General features: G+C 37.6%; 13 protein-coding genes. 6 read left to right on the top strand and 7 right to left on the bottom strand.

Annotation, left to right across the window (positions count from 1 at the left end; translation table 11 throughout):
• Positions 1-41: 41 nt before the first annotated feature.
• Entirely contained in the window at positions 42-563 is a 522-nt protein-coding gene (locus tag J1905_RS07910) for a hypothetical protein (RefSeq protein ID WP_214226733.1), read from the top strand.
• On the opposite strand, the gene J1905_RS07905 is transcribed toward J1905_RS07910, so the two are convergent.
• The gene (locus J1905_RS07905) at positions 560-1,048 is read right to left on the bottom strand and encodes a DinB family protein (protein ID WP_214226732.1); all 489 of its coding nucleotides are present in this window, start codon (positions 1,046-1,048) and stop codon (positions 560-562) included. The genes J1905_RS07910 and J1905_RS07905 overlap by 4 nt on opposite strands.
• A gap of 237 nt (positions 1,049-1,285) precedes the next feature.
• Between J1905_RS07905 and J1905_RS07900 the strand changes: the two genes are divergently transcribed.
• Positions 1,286-1,660, top strand: a complete 375-nt coding sequence (locus tag J1905_RS07900; RefSeq protein WP_214226731.1) for a nuclear transport factor 2 family protein — start codon at positions 1,286-1,288, stop codon at positions 1,658-1,660.
• 46 nt (positions 1,661-1,706) lie between these two features.
• Here J1905_RS07900 and J1905_RS07895 read toward each other — a convergent pair whose 3' ends face one another.
• From J1905_RS07895 to J1905_RS07885, 3 genes are all read right to left on the bottom strand, one after another.
• Positions 1,707-2,765: an NAD(P)-dependent alcohol dehydrogenase gene (locus J1905_RS07895; protein WP_214226730.1), complete on the bottom strand. Its 1,059-nt coding sequence runs from the start codon at positions 2,763-2,765 to the stop codon at positions 1,707-1,709.
• A gap of 55 nt (positions 2,766-2,820) precedes the next feature.
• A complete protein-coding gene (locus J1905_RS07890; RefSeq protein ID WP_214226729.1) occupies positions 2,821-3,252 on the bottom strand; it encodes a (R)-mandelonitrile lyase in 432 nt (143 codons plus the stop codon).
• Between the two features lie 331 nt (positions 3,253-3,583).
• Positions 3,584-4,726, bottom strand: a complete 1,143-nt coding sequence (locus tag J1905_RS07885; RefSeq protein WP_214226728.1) for a S1/P1 nuclease — start codon at positions 4,724-4,726, stop codon at positions 3,584-3,586.
• 108 nt (positions 4,727-4,834) lie between these two features.
• Here J1905_RS07885 and J1905_RS07880 point away from each other — a divergent pair, with 108 nt between their 5' ends.
• Entirely contained in the window at positions 4,835-6,031 is a 1,197-nt protein-coding gene (locus J1905_RS07880) for a PQQ-dependent sugar dehydrogenase (protein ID WP_214226727.1), read from the top strand.
• Here J1905_RS07880 and J1905_RS07875 read toward each other — a convergent pair.
• The 3 genes from J1905_RS07875 to J1905_RS07865 are packed head-to-tail and all read right to left on the bottom strand — an operon-like array spanning position 6,015 to position 8,525.
• Positions 6,015-7,136, bottom strand: a complete 1,122-nt coding sequence (locus tag J1905_RS07875; RefSeq protein ID WP_214226726.1) for a DEAD/DEAH box helicase — start codon at positions 7,134-7,136, stop codon at positions 6,015-6,017. The two genes, J1905_RS07880 and J1905_RS07875, sit on opposite strands and share 17 nt — an antisense overlap.
• Positions 7,137-7,187: 51 nt before the next feature.
• Complete coding sequence (bla, locus tag J1905_RS07870; RefSeq protein ID WP_214226725.1) at positions 7,188-8,087, bottom strand: class A beta-lactamase, subclass A2; 900 nt, start codon at positions 8,085-8,087, stop codon at positions 7,188-7,190.
• A complete protein-coding gene (locus tag J1905_RS07865; RefSeq protein WP_214226724.1) occupies positions 8,088-8,525 on the bottom strand; it encodes an immunity 22 family protein in 438 nt (145 codons plus the stop codon). It lies immediately after the preceding gene.
• A gap of 393 nt (positions 8,526-8,918) precedes the next feature.
• On the opposite strand from J1905_RS07865, the gene J1905_RS07860 reads away from it, so the two are divergent.
• From J1905_RS07860 to J1905_RS07850, 3 genes are all read left to right on the top strand, one after another.
• Entirely contained in the window at positions 8,919-10,193 is a 1,275-nt protein-coding gene (locus J1905_RS07860) for an acetyl-CoA hydrolase/transferase family protein (protein ID WP_214226723.1), read from the top strand.
• Between the two features lie 111 nt (positions 10,194-10,304).
• Positions 10,305-11,354 carry a FecR family protein gene (locus J1905_RS07855; RefSeq protein ID WP_214226722.1) on the top strand — a complete coding sequence of 350 codons (1,050 nt, stop codon included), beginning with the start codon at positions 10,305-10,307 and terminating at the stop codon, positions 11,352-11,354.
• Between the two features lie 30 nt (positions 11,355-11,384).
• Positions 11,385-14,852: a SusC/RagA family TonB-linked outer membrane protein gene (locus J1905_RS07850; protein ID WP_214226721.1), complete on the top strand. Its 3,468-nt coding sequence runs from the start codon at positions 11,385-11,387 to the stop codon at positions 14,850-14,852.
• Position 14,853 lies beyond the last annotated feature (1 nt).

Genomic DNA, 14,853 nt, shown 5'->3' with positions numbered 1-14,853 from the left:
ATATAACAAAGATTACGAATACAGTAAATCGAACTATCAGTATGAAAAGTGTATCTCAAAAACCCGTTTTGCATGTAAACCCTAGTCCCGGTTCAGGATTGATCAAGATAAAACATCGCGATTTTCAAACAGGCGAGATTGAATTTGAAGTGAAAGGAGAAGATGTTTTTCAGAAAAGCTTTGTAGGATTTGCCTTTCATATAGAAAACGATACTACTTATGAGGCAATCTATTTTAGACCATTTAATTTTAGGGCTGTAGATGAATTACGTAAAAAGCACGCAGTCCAATACATTTCCCTCCCGGGTAATGATTGGCCAGCATTGAGAGAATCTTTTCCGTTAAAATACGAACAGCCAATTGGGCAGAATACTAACCCCGTGGACTGGTTTAAGGTTCGAATTAAGGTAGGCCCAAAAATGATTGCTGTTTATGTAAATGATAGCGCTAAACCTTGTTTGGAAGTCGCTTCTTTGGGTAATCTAAATACAGGGAAAATAGCATTCTGGGTAGGGAACAATTCAGGAGGAGATTTTAGGAATCTAAAAATTTCCCAAGATTAATCGTTTTTTAGGTTTTCATTTGTTTGTAACAGTATTTTCCTAATCAGGGCAATTTGCCCCAGGTGGTAGTGAGTATGTTCAATAATTCCTTGAATGTTTCTGTAGTAAGTTCCGTACTTCTCATCTGTGAAATTTTCCCAAAGTATATGCTCAGGCAATTGTTCAATCAACAAGGTGAAAGTTTCAGCATCTGTAAAGGTCTTATCCAATAAGTTTTCCCAATCTGTTTGGGATAGGATTGGAGGAAGATCAAAGCTATATTTGTCACTAGCCTGAAGTGGCTCTCCTTGAAATACCCCAAGAACTGCACTTATATAGTAATTTATATGATAAACGAGAGTGGCTATAGTATTAAAAGAATGTACTTGTGTGGTGGCTTGACGCCAGTTTATTTCTGCCAAATTATCTTTAAGGTTTGATGTAGTCCAGTTTCCTCCAAAATGAACATCTCTTAAATGCTTTGCTAATTGTGTTGTTAAATTCATTTTTTGTTTATTAATGAGCCGTTAGTTAATTATTCAACGTAAATATAAAATCTGCTTCATCAGTATTACCAACATAAAATTTAAGTGTTGTTTTTGGAGCATTTGCTTCCATTCTTGTTGGTTTACTCATTTGCATAGTTTTAAATAAAGTTACATTTAAACTGCATTTGTCCAGATTTTTTGTAAATACAATACAAGAAAAACCGGTAACTTTAATAGAATCAAATTCAAAAGGATATGAATACGCAAGAAGTGGCAAACAGATTAATACAGCTTTGCCGGGAAGGTAAAAACCTCCAGGCTATCGATGAACTTTATGGGGAAGATATTATTAGTAGTGAACCTAAGGGTACTCCAATGGAATTAACTGAAGGTAAGGACGCTGTTAGAAATAAAACTGTTGAATGGGAAAATATGGTTGAAGAATTGCATAGTGCAAGTATTTCTGAAGCGCTTGTAGCAGAAGACTTTTTTACTGTTGTTATGGATATGGATGTAACCTATAAAGGAATGGGAAGAATGGCTATGAAAGAAATTGCTGTTTATGAAGTTAAAGATGGCAAAATAGTGGCCGAAGAGTTCTTTTATAAGATTCCGGTGATGGCTAGCTAAAGTAGTTACTGAGGGTAGGCTACGCTTACCCTCAGTAACTTAAATTTTAATTTTTCAGTGAATTCATATCGATTACAAAACGATAGCGAACATCACTTTTTAGCATACGTTCGTAAGCTTCGTTGATGTCCTGCATTTTGATTAATTCGATCTCTGAAACGATGTTATGCTCACCACAAAAATCAAGCATTTCCTGAGTTTCGGCAATACCGCCAATTAAGGAACCTGCCACAGATTTTCTGCCCATAATCATTGGCACAGTATGCAGCATAGGGTCTAATGGTCCTAAATAACCCACCAACACAATTGTACCATTAATACTGAGTGTAGGAATATAGTGGTTTGTATCGTGTACATAAGGAACAGTATCAATAATCAGATCAAACTTTCCTGATACTTTTAACATTTGCTCTTCATCAGTAGAAATGACAACTGCATGGGCACCTAATTCAAATGCATCTTTTTCTTTTTCAGGTGATCTCGAAAAAAGTGTAACGTTAGCACCTAAAGCTTTTGCTAATTTTATAGCCATATGACCAAGGCCACCCAACCCCACAACAGCCACGTTACTTCCTTTTCCAACTTTCCAATGTCTTAGTGGAGACCAGGTGGTAATTCCTGCACAAAGCAATGGAGCTGTTGCAGCCGGATCTAGGTTTTGCGGTACTTTTAATACAAAATGCTCATCAACAACTACCTTTTCAGAGTAACCGCCATAAGTCCGTGTTCCTAAATGCTTATCCTTACTGTTGTAGGTGCCAGTAAAGCCTGGAATACAGTATTGCTCAAGATCCTGTTTACAACTTGAACATTCTCTACATGAATCGACAAGGCAACCCACTGCCGCAAGGTCACCCACCTTAAATTTGCTTACTTCACTACCTACTTTGGTAACCCTGCCAACTATTTCGTGACCAGGAACAGCAGGATAGATGGTGCCGCCCCAATCGTTTCGTGCCGTGTGCAAATCAGAGTGGCATACACCGCAAAATAAAATATCAATCTCCACATCTTTAGGAGTTGCTTCTCTGCGCTCTATGTTTAACTGTTTTAATGGCGCTTCAGCTGACTGCGTGCCATATGCTTTTACTTCAAATTTTTCCATTTTTTTAGTTTTTGTACTTTAGCTAGTTACTAATGCAGGTTTAATATTATCTCATTTATAAGTTGTTAGGTTGATCATCATTAACTTTATTATATTCTTCGTCGGTTACAGGTTGCAGCCATGTTACAGGGCCATCCTTTGTGATGTTACTAATGGCTATATGTGTAAGGCTGTTGTCGCGGGTAGCGCCATGCCAGTGTTCTAAATCTGAAGGGATTTTTACAACATCACCTTTAGCTAATAAACGTGCAGGTTTTCCTTTTTCCTGATAATATCCCTTTCCGTCTGTTACCAATAAAATTTGTCCTGCCGGATGAGTATGCCAATTATTTCTACAACCTGGCTCAAACACCACGTCTCCGATGGAGTAGCATTCCGTTTCATCTTTCGGAACTAAAATATTTACCCAAGCGGTTCCAATGAAATAGTCTGCTGAGGCTTTTTCTCCTTTTGGGAATATAGCTGTTTCATTTTCTGTTGATTTCATTTTTTTGATTTTATATCCTGTCAATTATCTCTATAGATCGTTATAATCCTGTTCTCTTCTCCAGTTCTTCACGATATCGGTCACAAACCCCATCGCAGAAATTTCAAGGGAGTTGTTCCCAATTCTAAGTTTTCTATATTTCATCGTTGTAATGCTTTAATTGATTAACAATTGGTTTACTAGATTTGTGTAGTAATAATGAGTATTTTATTTACTCATCATTTTTGCTAATACAAAAGTCGTATCTAAGTTTCAATAGGTTGGTATACCAATTACTGATTTATAGAATTTGGAAGTTTAAAATAAGGAAAGGAAAAGGTTAATTAACTGGCTAAAATTTAATTAGATCTGGCTCATTTACTACCATCTCCGGTTTACCTTTAAACATAGTTACTCTACCCTGTATGGTAATGGTTTTTCCGTTAATCTTATCAGCTAGTTTTTTCGCATTTCCTTTTAAGGCCAGCGTAAGCAGTTGATTTGGATGTGCTGCTCCTACATTAACCAGTACCATACTTTTAATGTCTTTAAGACTAAATACCTTGCCGGTTACTATTACATTCTTTCCAACGGAGTTTTTTAGATCTGCTAGTTTTACCGTCGTTGCTTTGGGTAAAGGACTGCTTGCAATTTTAGTAGCAGGTATTACGACGGCAGCAGGGGTTATGGATTTTTCATTAAGATTAGGTTGTTGATCTTTGAATAGTCTGTTTAGTTCGCCAGCCAGGCGCACACCTGCCTGAGCAATGCGTAGGTGGATAATAGCAATTGACTTTTTATAACTGGCTTCATCAATGTTCTCGCCTGGTTTTATCTCATCGTAAATTTGAGTGCTCACCTGGTAGCTTTCCCATAGCCATTGCATGGGACTGTCGGCCTGCCATTTTTTAACTTGTTCCGGATTTGCCCAATCATACTTTTTTGCCATTTCGATATAATTGAATCCTTCATGGTCAATCAATTTTCCATCCCAAAGGGCATGTAGGTTGGTTCCGTTACCGTTAAATCTTACCTGTACATCATTGCCGCCTTTGTCTTCTGCACGACTAACATGCATAGGCTGATGCGCATCACCAACAAGGTGAATCAGGAATTTTAATGCCTGTTTTTTTTGTGCCAGACTAAGCGTTTTGTCTTTCAGGTTTGCTTCTGCTTTTAAAATGGCAGTATAGATATTGTCTTTATCTTGTTTAATTACATAATCTGTGAACTGCTCTTTGGTTAATCCAAGTGGCAGGTTTATGTAGTGCCAGGAAGAAGTCTTTTTGTATTGTGGATCATTACTAATCTCGTCGGCCCAAGTGCTAGCATCACTCATGGTTTCGCCTTTCAGATAGCTGTTTATTAGGGTTTTAGTATTTGTTGTAAGATGCTTTTCTGCAATAGAAGCAATAGCTTTATGACCTTTCTGTCCCCATGATACAAGGGCAATAGTCAATACAATTAAGGATGCGGTTAGTGTGTAATGTCTCATGACTCAAAGTTAATCAGGAGCAAAAGAATTCGGAATTTTAGTTGCCAACATTCTGTTTTAATAAAGTAGTAAGCGATGTAAATGAATCACTTTTACTATATTAACATAATGAAACAAAAAAAACTCTTACTCGTAATTGTATTTGCACTATTAGGCACTATTACAAGAGTAAAAGCTCAAGCCAGTTTATCACCGGTAAAGGTTGATCTTCAACTCATATCTGATCAATTATCATATCCCACAGCTTTTGCGGTACCAGATGATAAGTTTGGCAACTTATTTATCTGCGAACAAAAGGGGCGAATCAGGATCATCAAGAGTGGTAAACTCTTGCCAAAGCCATTTTTAGATTTTTCAGATGAGGTGTTGATGATGGGAAGCAGCGATGAGATGGGCTTGTTAGGGCTGGCCTTCCATCCCCAATATGCAAAGAACGGTAAGTTCTATGTATACTTTAGTAAACGCATATCTAAAACGGCTGGTATAGATCATCAAAGTGTTATCCGTGAATATCAGGTTTCTAAGGGGAATTCTGACATGGCTGATAAAACCAAATCGAGAGATGTGCTGATTATTGATGAACCTGAATCAAACCATAATGGAGGAGACTTAAAGTTTGGCCCCGATGGTTTTCTGTATATTGGAGTAGGAGATGGTGGGGCGTATAACGATTTGCATGGTACTTACGGCAATGGACAGAATTTAAATACATTACTTGGCAAAATACTGAGGATAGATGTAAATATGGTTCCTTATGCTATTCCAAAAGACAATCCATTTGTAGGTATGGAAAATACAAAACCTGAAATTTATGCTTACGGTTTTAGGAACCCTTGGAGGATCAGTTTCGACAAGATTGGCGGACGGTTGTTTGCCGGAGATGTAGGCCAGAAGAACTGGGAAGAAATTGATATTGTTACTAAGGGTGGGAATTTTGGATGGCGTGTAAGAGAAGGTACACATGTTAAATCTCCAAGTGACCCTGATCCAAAGAACTGGATCAATCCAATAGCAGATTATGGGCGCAATGAGGGCATCAGCGTTACTGGTGGCTTTCTTTATCGTGGGAAACAACTCCCGGAGCTATTTGGTAAATATATATTTGGAGATTTAATGGGAACCGTATGGACATTGACAGACCTTAATAAGGAACTCTGGAAAATGCAGAAACTTTCTATATCCCGGGAACCTGGATATTGGCAAATTTATAGCTTCGGCGAGGATCATAACGGCGAAGTTTATCTGCTTGTTAACCTGATTGAAGAAGAAAAGGGTGCGATTTATAAGATTATTCCGGGTAGCTAGTTTTTACTTTCTTGCCCATCTTTTTCTGGATTACCTCAAAGTGATGGAGCTCATTTGGGCTAACCAGCGAAATTGCATCACCAGGGGCCTCTGCACGGCCGGTTCTACCAATTCTGTGAACATAATCTTTTGGTGATCGTGGCAATTCATAGTTAATCACAAAAGGCAGGAAATTAATGTCAATCCCTCTGGCCATTAAATCTGTGGCCACCAATACCCTAAGTTTGCCCGATTTAAAAAGATACAAAGACTCGGTTCTGGAACCCTGACTTTTCTTACTGTGAATCGCTTTTGCATCAATGTTATTTTTGCGAAGCTTGTTAACCACAGCATCAGCTTGGTGAGTAGAGGACGTAAATACCAATACTTGTTTCATCTCATGATGGTTAATCAGATAGCGCAAAAAAGGACCTTTCTTTTCATCAGAAACGATATAAGCCACCTGGTTGATTGTGTCTAGTGTATCTTCCTCAGCTTCAATTTTGATCACTACTGGATCATGTAGCAAAATTTGGTGGATGTTCTCAATATCAGGACTTAGTGTAGCAGAAAATAATAAGTTCTGACGCTTTTCTGGTAACAGGGCAATAATTTTGTTTACCTCTTCTTTAAAACCTAAATTAAGCATCTTATCAGCCTCGTCTAATACCAATGTTTCAATACTAGATAAATGTACGGCATTAGAAGCTACTAATTCTAATAGTCTTCCTGGTGTAGCAACAAGAACATTTACGCCCTGCATAGCCATCATTTGCGGGTTAATAGAAACACCACCGTATACAGCTAATGTTTTAATCTGCTGAGGAAGTGCTTTACTAAAGGATTGGAAAACATCTTTTACCTGTTCGGCAAGCTCACGTGTAGGTACTAAAACCAATACATTCGCGTGGCGATTTTTTACTCCTGCTGTTTCTTGTAAATTTGTTAAAAGTGGCAAAACATAGCCCGCAGTTTTTCCAGAACCTGTTTTGGCTATACCCAATATATCCTTTTTATTTAAGATGGCTGGTATAGCTGCTTGTTGAACAGGAGTAGGTACTGCGAAGTTCTGATTTGTTAATGCTTTTAATAAAGCAGGAGATAAGCCTAAGGCGGTAAAAGACATATTACTTGATATTTTGTGCAAAATTACGCAAAAATCATTGTTAGCCCCGGCTTATTTGGAATTGTTGATGAAGTAGTCCCATACAAGCTTTGAAATATCTGAAATAATCTTTTCATTTGTGGCTTCATTTTCTCGTGTGTTACAAACGAAAACAGCTATTGCATAATGTTTTCCATTTGGTAATTTTACAATACCGACGTCATTAATTGCCGAAGTAACACCTTGCTTATTTGTACCAGAGGTACCAGTTTTGTGACCAACAATTGTTCCCTTTGGTAATTGCCCTTTAAGTCTGTTGGTACCTGTAGAGGTTTCTACCATGGTTTTCCATAAGAAGTTAAAGCTGGTTTTCGATAGTACTTTTTTTGTGTAAAACGTTGTTAGAAGTTCCGTAACAGCTTTTGGCGTACTCCAGTTCAAAAACTGCACATCCCATTCCTTATGCATTTCTTCTTCATTGGCTTGGATAGCCACATCCTTAACTCCGAGACTATGTATATAATCATTGATAGGTTTTGGGCCTCCAATCAGTCTCATCAGGATGTCGCAGCCGTTATTGTCACTTTGCGCAACAGTGTATTTGATGATTTCGGAAAGGGGTAAGTCTACATTTCCATTAGGGTGAGCATCGCGGATGGGGCTCCAGGTATTGGGTAATAGTTCACTTTTTTTGATGTGGATTTTTTGTGACAGGCTTAATTTTCCTTTATCTACCTGGTTCAAAACGGCCATTGCAATATGAAATTTAAAAACACTCTGCATTGGGTAGTGCTTGTTGCCATTCACAGTAATAGTGTCTTTACTTTCAATTCCATAAACAGAAACACCTACATCGGCTTTTCTGTGGGCAATCACTTGTTTTATTTGTGTCCTTAGGTGTTTTTTCTGAGCGATACTGTGAAAAGAAACAACTACAAGTACGAAGCAGAGAAATAGAAGTTTTTTAATCATTTAGTTAGGGTTGTTAAAGCTACCTATGTAAACCATATCGTTATAGTTTTCGAGCGGATTCTCTATGTTAAGTTCATCATCAGCGTAACAAAGGATACAATTTACTGTAGATATGCCTTTACTGATACAGGCTTGGTAGATGTCTACTTCTGTTTGATCATCCCAAACGGGTAGTTCTTCTATAGCAGCCTGGATGCTGATTCTTTTCCTACCATGGTAAATGGTAATCCAATCTGCATCGTAGTCATACTGTTTGTCAATATCTTTGCTGAACTGTGATCGAAGGTTAAAGTCTGGCGCATCTCTTGGGTAAGCGTCATCGGTATTGAAGTTATGGCTGTCTTTCAGGAATTTGCTCTGATCAAAATATTTGTAGAACTGTTCTTCGGTTTTATTTTGTGACATTCCTGCCCAAATGTGGATGCGTTGCTCTGCCATTTTGTTTTTCTTGTTGCTATTAGGTAGCTATGTTGGTGGTGACTGTTTCAAGGTACGTATTTTTTGCTGGATGATTCTTTATAGAAGCTCTTAAATTGAAAATTTGACAGTTACAAGGTTAAGTTATTCCCTGATTTCTGAAATAAATTCAGGATGACCATCTTGCCTTTTTGGACATCCTCTTTTTTGAATATTATAATATATCCGTTACAGTGGTGATGAAGATCAGGTTTTCAACTAAGATTCATCATTATTTCAAGAATGATTGATATTTACTTTTAGTCAATAATTTTCAACTTACTTCACTGGATGAAATGGATTCTAGCAGGTTAATGATTAATTAGTTAACTTAAAGCATTTAATCAGTGTATCAGGATAAATTAATGGTATAATATGAAGTTACAGAGTATTGAAGCTGCCGAGGCAGTCAAATTGATCACATCGGGAAATAGAGTTTTTATTCATGGTGGTGCGGCAACCCCGGTTTGTCTGGTTAAAGCGATGCTAAATAGACATACTGAACTTGAGAATGTTGAGCTGGCAAGTATTACGACTTTAGGAGATGTTAATTTTGATTTGCCAGAGTATCGCAAATCATTCTTTTTCAATTCTTTATTTGTTTCTGCAGCAACCCGATCAGTAGCTAATAGTAATAGGGGAGATTATGTCCCTATCTTTTTGAGCCAAATTCCACAGTTATTTTACGGAAATATTTTACCAATAGATGTAGCACTTATTCAAGTATCTCCTCCCGACAAGCATGGTTACTGTTCTTTGGGAACTTCTGTTGATATTGCAAAAGCCGCAGTTGACACTGCTAAGATTGTGATTGCGCAGGTAAATAACCGAATGCCCAGAACGCATGGAGAAAGCTTTATTCATGTAGATAAATTAGCTGCTTTGGTGCATCATGACGCTGAATTGCCAGAAGTGGATTATTCTTTTGATGCCAATGATGTTGTCGGTAAGATTGGATATAATGTGGCATCTCTTGTTGAAGATGGGGCAACATTACAACTAGGGATAGGAAGTATTCCTGATCAGGTACTCAAAAATCTTGGTGGGCATAAAAACCTTGGCCTGCATACTGAAATGTTTTCTGATGGGATCATTGAGCTTATAAATAAAGGGGTGATTAATAACAGTCAAAAAAAATTGAATCGTGATAGATCTGTCACCTCATTTATAACAGGAACACGAAAGCTTTATGATTTTGTTGATGATAACCCCACTATTCGTGTCATGAATATTGGTTATGTAAATGACACGAGTATCATTAGACAGAATGTGAAAGCAACAGCAATAAATAGTGCTATTGAATTAGATCTGACTGGCCAGGTTTGTGCAGATTCTATCGGAACTTATCAATATTCTGGTATAGGAGGTCAAATGGACTTTATGCGTGGCGCATCTCTATCCGAAGGAGGAAAACCGATTATCGCACTTCCTTCTCAAACACATAAAGGTATCAGCAGAATCGTTCCGTTTCTCAAGGAGGGGGCTGGTGTTGTTACTACCCGAGGCCATGTTCACTGGGTTGTAACTGAATATGGAATTGTAAATTTGTTTGGTAAGAGCCTCAAACAAAGAGCTAAAGCATTAACTGAACTTGCACATCCTGACCATAGGGAAATGCTGGAAAAAGCCTACTTTAAACGGTTCGAGTAGAATAAAATAATCTACTTATAGTCAGTGTTTTATAATTTTTTATTAAATTCATTTGGTAAAAAATGGAATCTCCATACACTTATGTCTGTAAATCAATTATAGACGATAAAAATGGATTATTCATTATATACTATTGAGGACTTTCTGACTGACGAAAGTTTTGTTAAATTTTGTTTGCGCGACAACCAGGAAGATATAGTGTTCTGGGAAAATCTCCTTAATCAGAATCCTGAACTTTCTGAGAAAATACATCAAGCTGAATCTCTTTTCTTTTTACTTTCTGTAAAAATTGATCCACAGGAAAAGGAGAGGGAACTTTCTAAACTTAAATCATCTATTGAGCATTTACAGATATCAGAATCTGAACACACACCTGTAAAAACCATTCGTTTGAAAAGTGGGACATTTTGGTTCTCATCCGCAGCTGCAATTTTAATCTGTATAGGTGTTTATGCATTAATGAATAAGAAGGATTATAGCACCACTGTTCCTATTTACAATGAATACAGTAAAAATTCGGCAATTAAAACGGGGTATAATGAACGGAAATCGATAACGCTTTCCGACGGAAGTATTGTGTTGTTGAATAGTTTATCAATACTTAAAATAGATGACAATTATAATGAGCACAATCGTGTTTTATGGATAGATGGAGAAGCTCATTTTAGCGTTGCTAAAAATAAGAATAAACCTTTTATTGTTATTTCGGGTAAAACTGCAACTACTGCTTTAGGTACATCTTTTAAAATCAACAATTACAAAATGCATACTTCTACGTCTATAATGCTAACAACTGGTAAAGTTAGCGTTGGGACTGTTAATGATCAAGAAATTACAAATAAAGTTGAATTGATTCCTGGTGAACAGGTCGAAGTGCTGGAGGCACAGAACAAGTTTACAAAGTCAAACTTCGACCTACAGAAAGTAGAGAACTGGGCTGATCGTAAGCTTGTTTTTTCAATGGCATCTCTAAAAGACATAAAGTCGGTTTTAAAGGAAATCTACGGGGTTGAGATCATAACAGAAAAGCAACCTAAAAAGCCAATTGCCTTTACCGGTCAATTTAAAAATGAGAACCTTACCGATGTGCTCGACGCTATCGGATTTGCTAACCACTTCACTTACACCATAAAAAATGATACTGTGACAATTGCATTCTAAAAATAAACAACCTAAACCAAACCAAACAATATGAAAAAAAACTTACAATCTTATTATTTCTTTTATGGGCTTTTATTTAAAATAAGCTTATGCGTTGTTCTAATCCTGTCAACTTCTGCATACGCACAGTCCAAGGAAAAATTGTACTCATTTAAATGGGAAAATGCCACCATCCTGGATGCGTTTAAACAAATAGAAAGTCAGGGGGAAGTACACTTTTCTTACAATCCACTAGATTTAAATGTAAACACAAGATTTGATCTGAATATTGAAAAGCAGAAAATTAGTAATGTTCTGGACGCTATTTCAAAAAAGGTGAATATCAAATATCAGATCAACGGACAGACGATCATGATCCAATCTTACAAACCTGTCATTGTAAAAGTGGAATTTACAGTAAGCGGAACAGTAACTGATGAAAAGAAAATCCCAATTCCTGGAGTTTCTGTAATTAATGTTACAGCTAATAAAACAGTTTCAACTAATGAAAATGGGAAGTTCTCTATTGCAGCCAACAAAGGCGATATCATTAGGTTTAGAATGATGGGTTTTCAGCAAACAGCTATTGTTGCCGCTGAATCACAGAAAAATATAACTGTAGTTTTGAAAGAAGAATCGCTTGAACTGAAAGAAACTGTAGTTACTGCCTTAGGTATTAAAAGGGAAGAAAGGTCATTAGGTTATGCAGTTTCCGAGGTAGACGGCGAAGGATTAAAAAAAGCTAGAGAAACGAACGTAATCAATTCTTTAGCAGGAAAAGTAGCGGGTCTTATAGTTAACAGTACAGCCGGCGGTCCAGCCGGATCATCCAGAGTCATCATTAGGGGTAATACTACAGTTACGGGGAATAATCAACCTTTGTACGTAGTAGATGGTGTTCCAATTGATAATTCAAATTATGGAGGCACCGGCTCTGAAATGTACGCTCAGGGATATGATTTTGGAGATGCCATATCAGCAATAAACCCAGACGATATTGATAAAATTAGTGTGTTAAAAGGTCCTTCTGCATCAGCTTTGTATGGTGCAAGGGCTGCCAACGGGGTTATTATTATTACAACTAAGAGAGGGAAAGGTAATTCTGATCTTGGTATCGAGGTAAACAGTACTGCGTCTTTTGAGAATCAGTTGACTTCCTTTGATGGTTATCAGTATTTGTACGGACAGGGCCGTAACCAAACAATAAACACTTCTTCTTTGCAGGCCAAAACATCGATGTTTAATAATTTTGGTGCCAGACTGGATCCTGACCTTATGGTCATCTCTTATGATGATGTTTACAGACCTTATCAAAAGATTGGAGACAACATTGGCGGTTTTTTTAGAACAGGTACCACATTTACCAATAATGTTTCTTTCAGTAATGCCAACGAAAAATCATCTATCAGATTTTCTGCGACAGACTTGAGAAATAACGACATCATCCCTGAAAGTGGCATTAGAAGAAATTCTTTTACTTTTAATGGAACATCAAAAATCGGCTCTAAGCTCTCACTGGAAGCCAGAGCCTTTTATATGGACGAAAATGTAAATAATCGTCCTGCTTTAGCTGATGATCCGGGAAATATTGGTAATGCTTTCATCGGACTTGCAAATAATGTGGATCAGGCATGGTTTGCCAAAACCTACAAAAACCCTGACGGGTCTTATATCGAATGGGGAGGTGGTCAATATCGTTTAAATCCATATTGGGTAATTAACGAAATGAAGAATACCACAAAAAAGAATCGTCTTTTGGGGGCTTTGCAATTGAACTATGATATCACTAACTGGCTGAGTATTCAAGGCCGTGGATCAACAGACCTTACTTACATTAATTTTGAAAAGTTCAGTCCCAGAACAACACCTGGGGTGGTGACGGGAGCATTAGATCAAATCAATAGAAAGCATGTAACTACAGAAGCAGATGTATTAATTACTGGTCAAAAACAGGTTACACCGTCTCTTTATCTGGCAGCACGTTTAGGTGGCAGCATTTCAAGAGTACATAACAATGCTGACTTTATGCAGTTCACAAACCTTACGGTGCCCGATGCAATTACTCCTACAAGCTTTACCGATAAGAGCATTATACCTGTCCCGTATAAAAAGAATTTAAACTCTGTTTATGCCTTGCTTAGTGTGGGCTACAAAGGTTATTTGTATCTAGATGCAACAGTTAGGAACGATGCTTACTCTACTTTAAATAAAGATTATGTTTATCCCTCACTGTCTTCAAGTTTCGTCTTCTCTGATGCTTTTAAATTAAGCAATAAGATTTTAACGATGGGTAAATTAAGAGCGGCAATTTCTGAGGTAGCCAGTGATACTGACCCTTATTTATTGGATTTGTACTATTCTGTAAATCCCCTGTCTTTTAATGGAATGTCTTATGGCGGATTGAATACCTCCAGAATGCCAAATGCCAATCTATTACCAACCCGTACGCGTTCATGGGAAATAGGTACGGAATTAAAATTCTTCGAAAACAGAATTGGGCTCGATGTTACCTATTATAACCAAAGGTCAAGAGATCAGATCAATAATGTTCCCAGCCCTTTCTCTTCAGGTTTTTCTACGCGGATGATCAATGCCGGAGTGGTTTCAAACAAAGGGATTGAGGTATTGCTTACCGCAAGCCCGGTTGCCAGGAAAGATTTTAAATGGGATGTGAGCTTTAATTTTGCTCGTAACATTAATAAAGTTGAATCATTGGCCGATGGTGTACCTTTTTTAACTTTATCAGAGGCCAGATGGATGGGGGTTGCAGTAATCGCAAAACCTGGCGAAAACTATGGTTCAATTCTATCTTTCGACTATCAGAAAGATCCTAATGGAAATGTTATACTGGATCCGACAACACTTTTGCCTTTACAAAGCGACGAAAGACAAGTGGTTGGTAAAGGGATTTACGATTGGACAGGTGGTGTTAGTAATACCGTTTATTTCAAAAACTTTAGTTTAAGTGCGCTTATTGATGTTAAGTTCGGGTCAGACCTGTTTTCAATGACCAATCTATTTGCCGCCAGCCGTGGTAGTCTGAATACAACCCTAGCCGGACGTGAAGAATGGATTGCATCAGAAGAAGAAAGACAGGCTCAGGGTTACACACTTGACCAATGGAAGGCAATAGGAAAGGTGAGGGGCTTGGTTCCAGAAGGTGTTGTGAAGGATGAAAACGGCAATTTTATTAAAAACACAAAGGCTGTTGATCCGTCTGTTTACTGGCCACAGATTGTATCAAGTGGAGGCGTAGCCAGACCGTATATCTACTCCGGAACTTATGTTAAAATGCGTGAGATCACCTTGGGATACACTATCCCAGAAAAAATCTCTGCAAAATTTGGGGTTAGAAATATACAGGTGGCTGTAGTAAGCCGAAATCCATTTATTCTTTTCAGTGATGTGCCAAATGTAGATCCTGATTCTAATTACAACAATGGAAATGGGCAGGGTTTGGAGTATGGCTCTTTGCCAACCAGACGTAGTTGGGGCTTTAATTTAAACTTTAAGTTTTAAG

Origin of the sequence: Pedobacter sp. B4-66 (genome assembly GCF_018492665.1) — a bacterium.
In the GTDB taxonomy this organism is placed as follows: domain Bacteria; phylum Bacteroidota; class Bacteroidia; order Sphingobacteriales; family Sphingobacteriaceae; genus Pedobacter.
Note: the sequence above shows the minus strand (reverse complement) of the source record. Positions and strands in the feature narration are given on the sequence as shown.

Coding starts and splice junctions, on each gene's coding strand:
- J1905_RS07905 (WP_214226732.1), bottom strand. CDS start 1,048: ATGAATTTAACAACACAATTAGCAAAGCATTTAAGAGATGTTCATTTT.
- J1905_RS07855 (WP_214226722.1), top strand. CDS start 10,305: ATGGATTATTCATTATATACTATTGAGGACTTTCTGACTGACGAAAGT.
- J1905_RS07890 (WP_214226729.1), bottom strand. CDS start 3,252: ATGAAATCAACAGAAAATGAAACAGCTATATTCCCAAAAGGAGAAAAA.
- J1905_RS07895 (WP_214226730.1), bottom strand. CDS start 2,765: ATGGAAAAATTTGAAGTAAAAGCATATGGCACGCAGTCAGCTGAAGCG.
- J1905_RS07850 (WP_214226721.1), top strand. CDS start 11,385: ATGAAAAAAAACTTACAATCTTATTATTTCTTTTATGGGCTTTTATTT.
- J1905_RS07875 (WP_214226726.1), bottom strand. CDS start 7,136: ATGTCTTTTACCGCCTTAGGCTTATCTCCTGCTTTATTAAAAGCATTA.
- J1905_RS07865 (WP_214226724.1), bottom strand. CDS start 8,525: ATGGCAGAGCAACGCATCCACATTTGGGCAGGAATGTCACAAAATAAA.
- bla (WP_214226725.1), bottom strand. CDS start 8,087: ATGATTAAAAAACTTCTATTTCTCTGCTTCGTACTTGTAGTTGTTTCT.
- J1905_RS07910 (WP_214226733.1), top strand. CDS start 42: ATGAAAAGTGTATCTCAAAAACCCGTTTTGCATGTAAACCCTAGTCCC.
- J1905_RS07880 (WP_214226727.1), top strand. CDS start 4,835: ATGAAACAAAAAAAACTCTTACTCGTAATTGTATTTGCACTATTAGGC.
- J1905_RS07860 (WP_214226723.1), top strand. CDS start 8,919: ATGAAGTTACAGAGTATTGAAGCTGCCGAGGCAGTCAAATTGATCACA.
- J1905_RS07885 (WP_214226728.1), bottom strand. CDS start 4,726: ATGAGACATTACACACTAACCGCATCCTTAATTGTATTGACTATTGCC.
- J1905_RS07900 (WP_214226731.1), top strand. CDS start 1,286: ATGAATACGCAAGAAGTGGCAAACAGATTAATACAGCTTTGCCGGGAA.